Source organism: uncultured Endozoicomonas sp. (assembly GCF_947495845.1).
Lineage (GTDB): Bacteria > Pseudomonadota > Gammaproteobacteria > Pseudomonadales > Endozoicomonadaceae > Endozoicomonas.
Window position 1 is genome coordinate 74,943 of sequence record NZ_CANMAO010000019.1, and the last position, 12,512, is coordinate 87,454.

14 protein-coding genes are annotated in these 12,512 nt (G+C 47.4%); 11 read left to right on the top strand and 3 right to left on the bottom strand.

The window, feature by feature from the left end:
• Nucleotides 1-6 precede the first annotated feature (6 nt).
• Nucleotides 7-1,653: an AarF/UbiB family protein gene (locus Q1B11_RS13430; RefSeq protein WP_299733536.1), complete on the top strand. Its 1,647-nt coding sequence runs from the start codon at nucleotides 7-9 to the stop codon at nucleotides 1,651-1,653.
• A gap of 85 nt (nucleotides 1,654-1,738) precedes the next feature.
• Here Q1B11_RS13430 and elbB read toward each other — a convergent pair whose 3' ends face one another.
• Nucleotides 1,739-2,404 (bottom strand): isoprenoid biosynthesis glyoxalase ElbB, encoded by a 666-nt coding sequence (gene elbB / locus Q1B11_RS13435; RefSeq protein ID WP_299733538.1) that lies wholly within the window; start codon nucleotides 2,402-2,404, stop codon nucleotides 1,739-1,741.
• Between the two features lie 299 nt (nucleotides 2,405-2,703).
• On the opposite strand from elbB, the gene pcnB reads away from it, so the two are divergent.
• Nucleotides 2,704-4,149 carry a polynucleotide adenylyltransferase PcnB gene (gene pcnB, locus Q1B11_RS13440; RefSeq protein ID WP_366139469.1) on the top strand — a complete coding sequence of 482 codons (1,446 nt, stop codon included), beginning with the start codon at nucleotides 2,704-2,706 and terminating at the stop codon, nucleotides 4,147-4,149.
• Entirely contained in the window at nucleotides 4,146-4,646 is a 501-nt protein-coding gene (folK, locus tag Q1B11_RS13445) for a 2-amino-4-hydroxy-6-hydroxymethyldihydropteridine diphosphokinase (protein WP_299733542.1), read from the top strand. Before pcnB ends, folK begins: the two co-directional genes overlap by 4 nt.
• 12 nt (nucleotides 4,647-4,658) lie before the next feature.
• On the opposite strand, the gene Q1B11_RS13450 is transcribed toward folK, so the two are convergent.
• Complete coding sequence (locus tag Q1B11_RS13450) at nucleotides 4,659-5,138, bottom strand: hypothetical protein (protein ID WP_299733544.1); 480 nt, start codon at nucleotides 5,136-5,138, stop codon at nucleotides 4,659-4,661.
• A 328-nt stretch (nucleotides 5,139-5,466) separates the two neighbouring features.
• Here Q1B11_RS13450 and panB point away from each other — a divergent pair, with 328 nt between their 5' ends.
• Nucleotides 5,467-6,264, top strand: coding sequence for a 3-methyl-2-oxobutanoate hydroxymethyltransferase (gene panB / locus Q1B11_RS13455; protein ID WP_299733546.1), 798 nt, complete (start codon nucleotides 5,467-5,469; stop codon nucleotides 6,262-6,264).
• 4 nt (nucleotides 6,265-6,268) lie between these two features.
• Entirely contained in the window at nucleotides 6,269-7,123 is an 855-nt protein-coding gene (gene panC, locus Q1B11_RS13460) for a pantoate--beta-alanine ligase (protein ID WP_299733548.1), read from the top strand.
• Nucleotides 7,124-7,170: 47 nt separating this feature from the next.
• Here panC and Q1B11_RS13465 read toward each other — a convergent pair whose 3' ends face one another.
• Nucleotides 7,171-7,389 carry a DUF2835 family protein gene (locus Q1B11_RS13465; RefSeq protein WP_067516262.1) on the bottom strand — a complete coding sequence of 73 codons (219 nt, stop codon included), beginning with the start codon at nucleotides 7,387-7,389 and terminating at the stop codon, nucleotides 7,171-7,173.
• Between the two features lie 181 nt (nucleotides 7,390-7,570).
• Here Q1B11_RS13465 and Q1B11_RS13470 point away from each other — a divergent pair, with 181 nt between their 5' ends.
• The 6 genes from Q1B11_RS13470 to Q1B11_RS13495 all read left to right on the top strand — a co-directional run bounded on the left by Q1B11_RS13470 (nucleotide 7,571) and on the right by Q1B11_RS13495 (nucleotide 12,389).
• Nucleotides 7,571-8,161 (top strand): UPF0149 family protein, encoded by a 591-nt coding sequence (locus tag Q1B11_RS13470; protein ID WP_299733554.1) that lies wholly within the window; start codon nucleotides 7,571-7,573, stop codon nucleotides 8,159-8,161.
• Nucleotides 8,162-8,181: 20 nt separating this feature from the next.
• Entirely contained in the window at nucleotides 8,182-9,423 is a 1,242-nt protein-coding gene (gene ubiH, locus Q1B11_RS13475; protein WP_299733555.1) for a 2-octaprenyl-6-methoxyphenyl hydroxylase, read from the top strand.
• 29 nt (nucleotides 9,424-9,452) lie between these two features.
• The gene (locus Q1B11_RS13480) at nucleotides 9,453-10,649 is read left to right on the top strand and encodes an FAD-dependent oxidoreductase (RefSeq protein WP_299733557.1); all 1,197 of its coding nucleotides are present in this window, start codon (nucleotides 9,453-9,455) and stop codon (nucleotides 10,647-10,649) included.
• A gap of 181 nt (nucleotides 10,650-10,830) precedes the next feature.
• Nucleotides 10,831-11,637: a hypothetical protein gene (locus Q1B11_RS13485; protein ID WP_299733559.1), complete on the top strand. Its 807-nt coding sequence runs from the start codon at nucleotides 10,831-10,833 to the stop codon at nucleotides 11,635-11,637.
• Nucleotides 11,638-11,877: 240 nt separating this feature from the next.
• Entirely contained in the window at nucleotides 11,878-12,087 is a 210-nt protein-coding gene (locus Q1B11_RS13490) for a TIGR02449 family protein (protein WP_299733561.1), read from the top strand.
• Nucleotides 12,084-12,389: a cell division protein ZapA gene (locus tag Q1B11_RS13495; protein ID WP_299733563.1), complete on the top strand. Its 306-nt coding sequence runs from the start codon at nucleotides 12,084-12,086 to the stop codon at nucleotides 12,387-12,389. Before Q1B11_RS13490 ends, Q1B11_RS13495 begins: the two co-directional genes overlap by 4 nt.
• Nucleotides 12,390-12,512: the final 123 nt, after the last annotated feature.

The following is a 12,512-nucleotide window of genomic DNA, read 5'->3' on the forward strand; positions in this document are numbered from 1 at the left end:
TTAATAATGGCCAATGTGACTTTACCTGCAAATCAAGCTTGCTCGTCTGCAGCCAAAAATCAGCATAACCCACCAAATACTCATCAAAAAAGACAAGAAAATAAAGCAATGGGCGGAAGAACGGTATCCGTTCATCAAGATAACCCAGGCTTTATAAAGAAGGGTTGTAATTCCATCTGCAATACAGTTCAGAGCGTTGTTAACTGGATCTCAATTACCTGTCGAGCTATTTATAAAACGGCCTGTGTTGCTTGCTATTTTGTGAAGCATGCTGTTTTTGGTGCTGAGTTTACCCATGAGCATTTTAAATCTTATGTGCACAATCTTGGGCCAACCTATGCCAAGTTACTTCAAACCATTGGTATGGAAGAGAATCTGGCAGAGAGCATCACCAAAAAGTTGGGAGCAACAGAAGCAGAGAGGAAAAAATGTTACGGCGTGTTGAAAGATTTTCTTGATAACAACCCACCTATGCCTCTCGCACAAGCCCAGTCCATATTAGCAAAAGAAGGATGTAAGGATTATAAGGTTAAGAATCATTTGGCAACGGGCACTTTGGGATCCTGCTTTGAAGTGGAGAAGGATGGTAAACGTTTTGTTGCGAAGATTGTTCCTGAAGAAAAAGCAATTCAGGTTGAAGCCGGCAGAAAATCCCTCGGCATGCTGATGATGTTTAATTCAGCTATTGCTAACACGGTAAAAGAGTTTACCGACCCATTTGTTGCAGAGTGTGATCTTTCACAGGAGAAGAGCTACCACCAACGCTTTGCCTCAGCGCTGGCAAAAACTGACACCCATGTGACACTACCAAACGGTTTAGGTGGTTTGCCACAACCAATGACTCTCTCCTTCAAAATACCTGAGGTTATTGAGACCGGTCATAGTAAACGGGTGCTGATGATGCAGAACGTAGATGGAGGGCACACGCTGAATCAATTAACTAATCTGGACAACAGCAAGCTTCGTGCTGAAGCTTATCAGAAATGTTTAGGTGTGGTTCCATTTTCAGATCAGCTGACTCAATTCTGGTTAAAGGAATTGCATCAGAAAGGAAAGGATAAATGGACAGAGCTTAAAACCTGTGGCCTGGTTCATGGAGATTTTCACCCAGGTAATATCATGTTGAGCTTCAGGCAGGGCGGTGAGATTGATCTGTGGATTTTGGACTTTGGCAATAGTCTTGCGCTATCAGAAAAACAACGTAGCCAGTTTACGAAAGTAGTCCAGTTGATGAGTCAACAAATAGACCCATTCAGCAAAGCGAAAATTAACGAGCGGGATATGAGTGAGTTAGTCGATGTCATCTGGAGCCAGATGGCGATCAGTCACAAAGACAAATCAGAAAAGGCAAAAAATGAGTTCAACGCTTTATTAAAGGAACAGCTAAATACACTTAATGATCCAATGGAAGTATTGAAAAAAGCAGCAAGGACTTCAGAAGATCAAGAAAAATTAAGAAAAATGGAGAGTGATATTAAGGGACATATGGACAATCCGTGGGTTAAAAATATGTTTAGGATGTCTATTCAAAATGCTTTTGGGACTGTTTTGAGCAGTGTCTGTAAAAACATGGGCGTGGAAATCGATCCGGCATTTACCCATTTTGTGTTCTCTCACACCAGAGCGGGTATGTCGTTGGTTCCTGCGAAGTGAGAAAGTCAGGCTAATGGCAAGGCAAGCACCAACACGCTGACGCTGCTTGGCTCTCAATGATTGGGGTTGGTACTGGTCACTAAAGTTAAGCGGTCATCGCAATGACTTTAGTCACCAACTTACTGATCCCGCTGCTTACCTCACTGATTGATTGTCCCAACATATAAGCAGGTGTCGACACCAGTCTGTTGGCTTCATCCACGACAATCTCTTCGACTGCACATACCTGATGATCAACACCCGTTTCTGCCATGGCAGAGGCTGCTGCTTCGTCATTGCCAATGGTTGCTGTCACGCCGTCAGCAAAGATACGACCTGCCATTGCAGGTGCGATGCAAATCAGCCCAACAGGTTTGCCAGCTGATGCAAAAGCCTTAATTGCAGACAACGTATCAGTCTGAACCCTGAAGCTGGCACCTTTAAAGGCAAAATCAGAAAGGTTCTTTGCTGCACCGAAACCGCCGGGAAGAATAATGGCATCAAAGTCAGTAGCATTAAGTTCGGATAGCGGTTTGATGTTGCCTCTGGCGATTCTGGCGGCTTCCACCAGAACATTTCGCTGTTCAGTCGTTTCTTCGCCAGTGAGGTGGTTAACCACGTGGTGTTGGTTGATATCCGGAGCAAAGCATTGGTACGTGGCTCCAGCCATTTCGATGTGCAGCAGGGTTAACACGGCTTCATGAATTTCTGAGCCGTCGTAAACGCCACAGCCGGAAAGTACAATCGCGATGTTCTTCTGATGAGTACGCATGATTTTTCCCCAGTTTTTGTTTAAGTACCCGATCATATGAAATCGAATATTTCTGGCTTAGTGGTTAGTTACTATGCAAGGCACATCGGAGTGAGCATAGCAGTAGCTATGTGATCGCAGATGTAACTCTTTAGAGTGGCTGACCACTGAGTCAGAAAATATAGTTTCATATGGTTGGGCACTTATCCGTTCGGACAAATGGAGTGATCATAGTGACTGATGCTATGATATAGCCCGAATCTCACTTCAACCCAGTATTTTATTATGCACAGTTTATGATGCCAGGCACCGGAATGTTCATGTATATCACAGCAGCAGCTGTCATGGTGCTTGGAGGCACACTTATTTTCTGGCTCATGAGAAACAGAAAGCAGGGTAAACCCACACACTCTCATTCTGACATTGCAGGTGGTGCAGTGACTGAAGCCAGTAAAACCATTATTCCCCGGGATCATCACCCCATTTCCCGAAAGCACATCAGCGACAATGCCCTGAAGGTGGTGAACCGGCTGAACAGCCAGGGTCATGAGGCTTATCTGGTGGGTGGCTGTGTCCGGGATTTGTATCTGGATCTTCGTCCAAAAGACTTTGATGTGGCGACCAGCGCCAGTCCGGAAGAAGTGCGCGGGTTATTCCGTAACTCCCGATTGATTGGGCGACGGTTCAAATTGGTTCACGTACTCTTTGGTCGTGAAATGATTGAAGTAGCGACGTTCCGGGCGAACCATGAAAACCATCACGGTCAGGAGAAATCCCACCACTCTGATTCTGGTCGTATTCTCCGGGATAATGTTTACGGCACCATGGAAGACGACGCCATGCGCCGTGACTTTACGGTGAATGCCCTCTATTACGACAGTCGTGACTTTACAGTGGTGGATTTCTGCCGTGGTGAGGATGATATTCGTACGGGAACGTTACGCCTGATTGGTGATCCGGTGACCCGTTATCATGAAGATCCGGTGCGAATGATTCGAGCCATTCGTTTTGCTGCCAAGCTGGATTTCACGATCGCGCCGGAAACGGAACAGCCTATTTTCGAGTTGGGCCATTTGCTCCGGGATATTCCCTCGGCTCGCCTTTTCGATGAAGTGTTGAAGCTTTTGCAATCGGGCAACGGTGTTCGTACGTTTGAACTGCTTCGGCAGTATCAGCTGTTTGCACCGTTGTTCCCGGCAACAGAGCATTGTTTGAACGAACAAGGTGGTAGTGTTCAAAGCCTGATCATTGAATCTCTGAAAAGTACCGACCGACGTGTTCGACAGAATCGCCCAGTGACGCCAGCGTTCCTATTTGCAGCTTTACTGTGGGCACCGATGAAAGCGTTGTCCCGTGATTTGATGGAGCAGGGCTTGCCGCCGGTGCCCGCTTTGCAACAATCCGCCATGACGGTAATTGGCAATCAGTGTAATCATACGGCGATCCCCAAACGTTTTTCCATGATGGTGCGTGATATCTGGGATCTGCAGGGACGTCTTGAGCGCCGCCAGCCAAAGCAGATTGATATCTTGCTGGAACATCCAAAGTTTCGCGCCGCTTATGACTTTCTGATTCTTAGGGAGCAGGCTGGTGAAGATCTGTCCGGAGCTGGCAAATGGTGGACCGAGATACAGGAAGTGGATGAACACGGTCGTGTATCCATGATTCGTGGACTGACCGCGAAAGGTGCGCCAAAGTCTGGCAACAAGCGTCGGCGCCGTCGCCGGAAGCCCCGTTCTGAGCAGCAGCCTGGAGTATCTGAATGAGAACCCGAGCATACATTGCCCTTGGCAGTAATCTGGAACAACCAGAGTTGCAGCTACAAAGGGCAGTGGATGAGATAGACAGTTTGCCTTGTATTACTTTGGCTGGTTGCTCAAAACTGTATCAGAGTGATCCGGTGGGGCCTCCCGGCCAGCCGGATTATTGCAATGCTGTCATCGCTGTTGATACCACGTTGACGCCTATTGCACTGTTGGATGCCATGCAGAGTGTAGAAAACGATCATGGTCGTGTGCGATCAGAACGTTGGGGGCCGCGAACGCTGGATCTCGATATATTGCTTTATGGAAATGAAGTTGTTGAGTCGGAACGATTAACGATTCCGCACTATCAAATGCATCTTAGGAATTTTGTATTACTGCCCCTCATGGATATTGCGCCGGAACTGGTTTTACCCAACGGTCGCAGTATTAAGATGCTAGCGGCAAAAACAGATGATGTTGGATTGAGTATTATTGCCGGGAGTTATCCTTGGCAATAATATTCTGGCCACTCAGGCTTCATTGGATATTGCATTGATAAACCTGTGACGAGAATTATCGCTGTTTTGAATGAAGTTGACTTCTGTGTTGTTGATTGCTGGCTTATTATTTTTTTTGGATTGAATATGTTGGCAGTCTCTTTCAATCATTAGTCCATCAATTAATGGTCCAACGGCTTCACCTGCTTGAATGCCTGCTAAAGAACCGAAAAACAGTCCGTTACTCGCTGCGATTAAAGGTGCGCCCGATGAACAAAGGGTGCTGGTCATGCATACTCCAGTCCCAATAATGCCGCAGGTTATCTGTTGGATTTCTTCTTTGGTGTTTTCTCTTAACCCTTTGCATTGCATGCATTGTTGGTACTCAGGCATATGAGTGCATTTTCTGTCGTGTATATGTTCCTCTGTCAGGGCGGCACAAGCATGCCCTGCATTTGCGCCAGCAATAAATCCAGATATTCCTGCTCCAACCAATGTAGTGGATTCAAACACACTTTTACTTAGCAGGCATAAGCCGGTAGCAGCAACAGCGAAGCATGATCGGAACCCCACGTCTCTGGCTTTTTCAATGATACTCTGCTTCTCTTTTATGCAATGGTGGCAAGTAGTAGAGGATGAAGGCTGATGAGGTAGAGGTTGTCTGGTTATCACTTGCATTAGTTCAAACTCTTGTCTGGTCGATTATAGATGGACAAGCTATAGAGTCATCTGTTCAATTTTATCTGCTCATTTCGACACTACCTGAAGGAGCTGTAGGAACTGACAATGGTATATTCATCTCGTATAATCCGCGGCAGTTACTAAATCAAGGTTTTTACCTATGGCTAAAGTCACCTTAAGCACTCTCTTAGAGATGAAACGATCGGGTGAAAAGTTCACCTGTCTGACTGCTTACGATTCTACCCATGCTCACATAGTGAGTAGCCAGGGTGTTGACGTTATTCTGGTTGGCGACTCCCTTGGTAATGTTTGTCAGGGCCAAACCAGCACGGTGCCGGTGACAGTCGACGACATGTGTTATCACACTCGCAATGTCAGTATGAAAGCGGGTGATGCAATGGTGATGTCTGACTTGCCTTTTGCCTCCTACACTAATGAACAACAGGCGCTGACGAATTCGACCCGTTTGATGCAGGCCGGTGCGGAAATGGTCAAGCTGGAAGGTGAAGCATGGTTAGTACCGATTGTCAGTCGTCTGCGGGAACAAGGTATTCCTTCCTGTGTGCACCTTGGTTTGACACCGCAGTCCGTTCACGTACTGGGTGGTTATAAAGTACAAGGTCGAGATCAGGCGCGTGCCAATGCCATGATCGAAGCATCTATTGCTTTGGAGAAAGCAGGTGCAGCGATGCTGTTACTGGAATGTGTTCCTTCAGCCCTTGCCAGAGAAATCACTCGTGCGGTTCAAATTCCGGTCATTGGTATTGGTGCCGGTGCGGACACGGATGGTCAGGTGCTGGTCATTTACGACATGCTGGATATGACGCCGGGTCGTAAGCCAAAATTTGTGAAAAACTTTATGGCTGCTAGTGAAGGCTCTGTTCAACAGGCTGTTGCTGCATACGTAAAAGAAGTTAAAGATGGTACCTTCCCGGGTCCGGAACATGGATTTGAGTAACGTCATGCAAACCGTACATTCTATTGCCGAAGTTCAGGATATTATCAGTGTCCGCCGATCCGAAGGGCTTCGAATTGGTTTTGTGCCAACCATGGGGAATCTCCACGGTGGTCACCTGACTCTGGTTGAGCAAGCCAAGCAGCATTGTGATTTCGTGGTGGTCAGCATTTATGTGAACCCACTGCAGTTTGGGCCGAATGAAGATTACGATTCGTACCCGAGAACCATGGAGCAGGATCAGCAGCTGCTGATTGAACATGGTGTGGATCTTCTGTACGCAGCCAGCACCACAGAAATTTATCCGGAAGGCAGTGAAAATCATACGCATGTCAGTGTGGAAGTGTTGGATGGCATGCACTGCGGTATGAGTCGCCCGGGTTTCTTCCGTGGTATTGCCACGGTAGTGACCAAGCTGTTCAACATCGTTCGCCCGGATGTGGCTGTATTTGGGGAGAAAGATTTCCAGCAGCTCACCATTATCCGCAAAATGGTGAAGGATATGTGCATGCCGGTGGATATTCTTGGTGCGCCTATTGCCCGTGAAGAAACTGGTCTGGCGATGAGCTCGCGTAATGGTTATCTGAGCCGGGAAGAGCGGGAAGATATTGCACCCACTCTGTACCAGTGTTTGTTGGCGGCAAAAGAAGCTATTCAAGCGGGCGAAAGTGATTTTGATCTCCTGCGCAGGGATGCTTTTGCCAAAATGGCGCAGGCTGGCTTTAAGCCAGACTATTTTAATATCTGCAATACCGAAACCCTGCTGCCAGCCACCCACAATGAGAAATCTCTGGTGATTTTGGCCGCAGGCTTTCTGGGTAAAGCGCGCTTGATTGATAATATTTATTTTGAGCGAGACTAATTGACGCTAATGGTTTCAACCACCTGCTACCCTTCGGTAGCAGGTGGTTATAGTCGGATTAAATCCACCATCTTCCCATCATCACGGTACGAAATCTGAAAACGACCGTAGATGCCTTCTCGGGTCACGAATTTCACCATTATATCGTAGGGAATACTCATCGTCTGGCCGCACTCGGTGCGCACTTTGACGGAGGATTTTGTGCCCTTATAAAAGTCGAGTACCTGCTCAGAATTGAGTCTGACTGAAAACACGGCCTTATGCATGGTTCAAACCTTTGTATCTATTGTACTAATTCCAAATTAACTACTTTTTATTGTAGCAATCATTTTATAGACGATTTTTCATCTTTTTGTGTCGGAACAAACCCTCTCTTCTATAGAGTTGTTCAGGCAGAATGGAAGTCTGATATTATTCCGGAATACAGAATCAGGAACCTTAACCATTATGACCACTTCCTCCGGAGAATCCGCAGTCTCTTTCAGTGAGCTTGCCAATCGGCTTCTTGCTCTGGGGGAGCACAGCCATCCATCTGAAATACATGGCAATTTGTGCGGACTGATTTCCGCCGGTGGCCGCCCGGAATTGCCACACTGGCTGCGTCAGCTCGAAGAGCAAATGGGGGATAAATCCCTCGATGAAGCGTCAAAGCAGCTGCTGAGCCAGTTGTATCAAAATACGATCAACGATCTTGAATCCGGCAATCTGGCAACGGCTATTTTGCTACCGGACGATGAGGAAACTCTGGCTCAGAGGACCGAAGCCCTGGGTTCATGGTGTCAGTCATTTATCTCAGGTTTTGGGCAAGGTCTGGGTAAACAGCCTGTTAGCGAGATGGTGGAAGAAATCCTCAGGGATTTTGCCGAAATTTCCATGATCGAAGCGGACGAAGAAAGCGAAGAGTCGGAAGTGCTGTTTGTGGAAGTCAGCGAATTTGTACGGCTGGCCTGGTTAAATATTTTCGTCGAAGTATGTGTTCAGCCCGCTGCCCAGGACAAGAGTCAGGGCAACAATAAAGCGAAAAACACAGTTCACTAACGCTATCTGGTGGCCGCTTTATGGATCAGTCTACCCAAAAAAATAACATAGCGAAGCATGACTTCGATGTTCTGATTATCGGTGCCGGGCTGGTGGGCGCCAGCCTTGCCTGCGCCCTTGAAAAGCTGGTGCTCGATCAGGGATTAAAAGTAGCGCTGGTGGAGCCCCACGACCTGCAACAATCCAGAGATATTCCTCCCAGTTTTGATGCCCGTGCCTCAGCTCTTTCCTGGGGTACTCGATGTATTTATGATCAGTTGAACCTTTGGTCATCGCTGGCATCTCAGGCTCAACCCATTGAGCAAGTGCATGTGTCGGATCGAGGAAGTTTTGGTGTTACGCGCCTGCGTGCTAATGATGAAGGGCTGCCTGCTCTGGGTTATGTGGTCAAAAATCATGTTCTGGGGGATGTGTTGCTTGACCGCCTTCGGGATTATCAGAAACAGAATATTATCACCCTGTTCAGCCCGGATACTGTGACCGCTTTAAAACCAGTTGCTGGTGGCATGAAGATTACTCTGGAATCTTCAGAGATCACCGCATCACTGGTGGTGCTGGCAGATGGCGGCCGTTCCGGGCTAATGGAACAACTGGGCATCAGCCAGGCAGTAACGGAATATCAACAGCACGGAGTGATCGCTAACATCGCTCTGGATCGTCCCCATAGAGGGGTTGCCTGGGAACGTTTTGCAGGGAAAGGCCCAATGGCTCTGCTACCTCTAACTGCAGATGAGCAGTTCGAACATCGTGTTGGGCTGGTGTGGACGGTACCTGACAATGAGTTTGAAGAAATCCATGGTTTATCGGATCAGGCATTTCTCGATGTGTTGCAGGCGCGATTTGGTTACCGGGCGAGTCGTTTTATTGCCGTTGGTAAGCGAGACAGTTACCCACTCACCATGAAAATGGCCAGTGAACAGGTCAGGCCCGGGCTGGTGGTTTTAGGTAATGCTGCTCACGCTATTCACCCTATTGCCGGTCAGGGTTATAACCTTTCTATTCGAGATACCATGGCGCTGGCGGATAATATCGCCGCTTCATTCAAGGCAGGCATTTCTGTAGGCAATCTCAACAGCTTAATGCGCTATCAGCAACAGCAGCATGGTGATCAGGCACTGACCAGTCAGTTCTGCAACGGATTGGTGCACCTGTTTTCCCGAACGGACAGAGCTTCGGTATTAGCCCGAAATCTTGGGTTGATCTCCCTGGATTATCTGCACCCCGTTAAATCCGGATTTACCCGCAAGGCCATGGGGCTTTAACAATAGAGCAGGAATAAGAGAGCAGGAAAATGCAGACATTTGACGTCATTATTGTCGGCGGAGGCATGGTTGGAGCCTCTCTTGCCTTGGCTCTGGATAATTCTGGCCTTCAGATTGCCCTGATTGATCAGCAATCTTTGCAGCCCGAACGCCTATCTCACGAGAGCCCTTGGGAGCCGAGAGTCAGTGCACTCACAGAAACATCGATACAGTTTTTTCGACAGCTTAATGCCTGGGAAGCCATGGTGGCTCAACGGGTTTGCCCTTACAACTATATGGATGTGTGGGATGGGGAGGGAACAGGTAGTATCCAGTTTGATGCTTCGTCACTCACTCAGGATAGCCTTGGGTATATTGTGGAAAACAAGGTTATTCGCAATGGTCTTCTTCAGCAGCTAAGTGATTCGGGCATTCACTGTTTTGAGCAGCAACCTCGTCTTGAATATCAATTATCAGGGCAGGGTGGTTCTGTCACATTGGTTGATGGTCTAACTCTGCAGGCACCCTTATTGGTTGCAGCCGATGGTGCTGAATCGCACTTACGTCGTTTGTCGGGTATTCCCGGTAATCAGAAAGATTATAAACATCACGCCATCGTGACGACGGTAGAAACAGAGCTCGATCATAGCAATACCGCTCGGCAGGTTTTTCTGGACACCGGGCCTCTGGCGTTTTTGCCATTACCGGACCGAGAGGGTAAGCACTATTGTTCCATCGTCTGGTCATTGATTCCCTCAGCAGCCGATCGTATTGAACAACTGAATGACGAAGGTTTCTGCCAGGAGTTGCAACGTGCTTTTGAAAGCCGCCTTGGTAAAGTGCTTTGTGCTGATCAACGATTACGCTTCCCTCTGCGACAACGGCATGCCCGGCAGTATCATCGCCAGGGGGTTGTGCTGGTGGGTGATGCCGCCCACACCATCCATCCACTGGCAGGGCAAGGCGTCAATCTTGGGCTAATGGATGCCATGGTGCTGGCGGAAGAAATTACCCGTGCAGTTCACCGTGAGGATGATTGGTTTGCGGCTCATATCCTTGATCGCTACCAGCGTCGACGTAAAGCGCCCAATACATCCATGATGGCTGCCATGAGTGGCTTCCAAAATTTGTTTGGCAGTGATGATATTGGTGTGCGCTGGCTGAGAAATACTGGGTTGAAAGTGACGAATCGGTTGCCGGTTCTGAAATCGCTGTTAATCCAGCAGGCCAACGGCTTGGGTCGTTAACCTTTCCTGAAGTGCTTTCTTGAAGTGCTTTTTTGATGCTGGGCTCAACGTCCAGCTTTCTGATTTTATTATAAAAATCTTCTACTTCTGCATGGCTCAAAAATAAAACTGAACTATATTTACCCAGTTCCGTCAAAACTGAACTGAATAAAAAATCATCAGTTTTTGAAATGGAGAAATTATGCAAAAGTATCTATTGGCAGGTGCCGTTCCTCTTATTGCCATCCTGGTTATGCTGCAGGGCTGTGATAAACCGTCTGATTGTCCTGATATATCTGAAGTGGTGCTAGAAGATCTGCAAAGTGTTGATAAGGGCATCGAGTCGTACAGCTGCACGAGCCCTTCCAAAACAGGTGTTCTTGAACTGACTTGGTGTAAAGCCCAGAAGCAATTCGAGTCTCAGCACGGCTCCGCAAACTCTGATGAGTTTGTCGTTTTCTTGAAAGGCTTCCGTGATGGTTATGCTCAGGCCAGTGATGGTGCTGACAGCCGGGTAAACCTGTTTGAGATAAGCGATCAGTCTGAGCCTCTGTATGACAGTGGCTATAAAGAAGGTTATATCAATGTTCTGGATGCCATGGGTATTTCAGAATTCAACTGCAGCACTCAAGATATGGCCAGTGAGTACCGAGATCGTTGGTGCGAAGCGTCTGTTGCGTTTCAGCAGGAGCATATCGGCATCGACAACAACCCCATAGTAAAAAGCCGCTTCATTGATGGCTACATGGCAGGTGGGCGTGTTGCTCTGACAGTGCCTACCTCTATGGAAGCATTTTTTGGTGGTGAAGCACCACAGGGTAAGCAACCGGCCATTGTTCAGCCCACCGATGACATTGAGCCTGTCGCAGCGGCATTTAACCGAGGCTTCGATGTAGGTTATAAAGCCATGATTGATAGCATTCGTGACTCAATCAACCAGGTTATGCAGCAAATGCAGATTCCTGAAAACTTTGAAATGCCTGAAGGTATGATGATGCCAGGGCAATAAGCTATTGGTTCTCTGCTTCAGCTGATCATGAATAACGGTGCTGCTATTGTGGGCATCGTTATTCAGGACTCTGCGATCACCCAAATACAACCAACTTCGAGCCCTATTGCGTTTATAAACAGTACTCTCATTTTTCTTATTTGAAATAATTAAAAAGAAAATCTTGTCAACCAGTAAATCGTTGTTCTGAGATTCTCCAGAGGCTATAGTAACCCTAAGAACCGAACACTCAGGGAAGCTATGAACGAGCCTGACTTCAACGTACTCGACCGAAAGATCAACTACTTACTTGAGCTTTGTGAGAGATTGACGTTAGAAAACAGGCAGCTTCGTCAGCAGGAGCTCTCCTGGAAATCCGAGAAAGCCAAGTTAATGGAAAACAACGACATTGCTCGTAACAAGGTAGAGTTAATGATTCAGCGCCTCCGCTCTCTGGAGCTTGAATCATGACAGATAAATCATCGATCACCTCTGTCTATATTCTGGATAAAGAATACCGTGTTGCCTGCCCCGAAGACGATCAGGATGCATTGCATATTGCTGCCCGTTATTTGAACAGTAAGATGCAGGAAATTCGTACGTCCGGGAAAGTTGTTGGTGTCGAGCGCATTGCGGTGATGGCTGCATTGAACATCAGCTATGAACTGTTGCAGAGTAAACACCAGACCGAAAATGAAAAACTGGATACCCACGAGCACATCAATCAGCTACTGGGTAAGCTAGATAAAGCGCTTGCGTCTGAAGGGCAGTAAGGTCATAACCTTTATTGTTTTTTTACGACACTGCTTATCAGAAAAACCTGAATTCAAGTCATTAGTGCATAACCCATGACTTTTCTTGCATCCATTCCTGTTAACTCTTTGAATGCCTCGTAT

Excerpts from the sequence above, each read along its gene's own strand:
- Q1B11_RS13430 (WP_299733536.1), top strand. The coding sequence starts at position 7 with ATGGCCAATGTGACTTTACCTGCAAATCAAGCTTGCTCGTCTGCAGCC.
- elbB (WP_299733538.1), bottom strand. The coding sequence starts at position 2,404 with ATGCGTACTCATCAGAAGAACATCGCGATTGTACTTTCCGGCTGTGGC.
- pcnB (WP_366139469.1), top strand. The coding sequence starts at position 2,704 with ATGTATATCACAGCAGCAGCTGTCATGGTGCTTGGAGGCACACTTATT.
- folK (WP_299733542.1), top strand. The coding sequence starts at position 4,146 with ATGAGAACCCGAGCATACATTGCCCTTGGCAGTAATCTGGAACAACCA.
- panB (WP_299733546.1), top strand. The coding sequence starts at position 5,467 with ATGGCTAAAGTCACCTTAAGCACTCTCTTAGAGATGAAACGATCGGGT.
- panC (WP_299733548.1), top strand. The coding sequence starts at position 6,269 with ATGCAAACCGTACATTCTATTGCCGAAGTTCAGGATATTATCAGTGTC.
- Q1B11_RS13465 (WP_067516262.1), bottom strand. The coding sequence starts at position 7,389 with ATGCATAAGGCCGTGTTTTCAGTCAGACTCAATTCTGAGCAGGTACTC.
- Q1B11_RS13470 (WP_299733554.1), top strand. The coding sequence starts at position 7,571 with ATGACCACTTCCTCCGGAGAATCCGCAGTCTCTTTCAGTGAGCTTGCC.
- ubiH (WP_299733555.1), top strand. The coding sequence starts at position 8,182 with ATGGATCAGTCTACCCAAAAAAATAACATAGCGAAGCATGACTTCGAT.
- Q1B11_RS13480 (WP_299733557.1), top strand. The coding sequence starts at position 9,453 with ATGCAGACATTTGACGTCATTATTGTCGGCGGAGGCATGGTTGGAGCC.
- Q1B11_RS13485 (WP_299733559.1), top strand. The coding sequence starts at position 10,831 with ATGCAAAAGTATCTATTGGCAGGTGCCGTTCCTCTTATTGCCATCCTG.
- Q1B11_RS13490 (WP_299733561.1), top strand. The coding sequence starts at position 11,878 with ATGAACGAGCCTGACTTCAACGTACTCGACCGAAAGATCAACTACTTA.
- Q1B11_RS13495 (WP_299733563.1), top strand. The coding sequence starts at position 12,084 with ATGACAGATAAATCATCGATCACCTCTGTCTATATTCTGGATAAAGAA.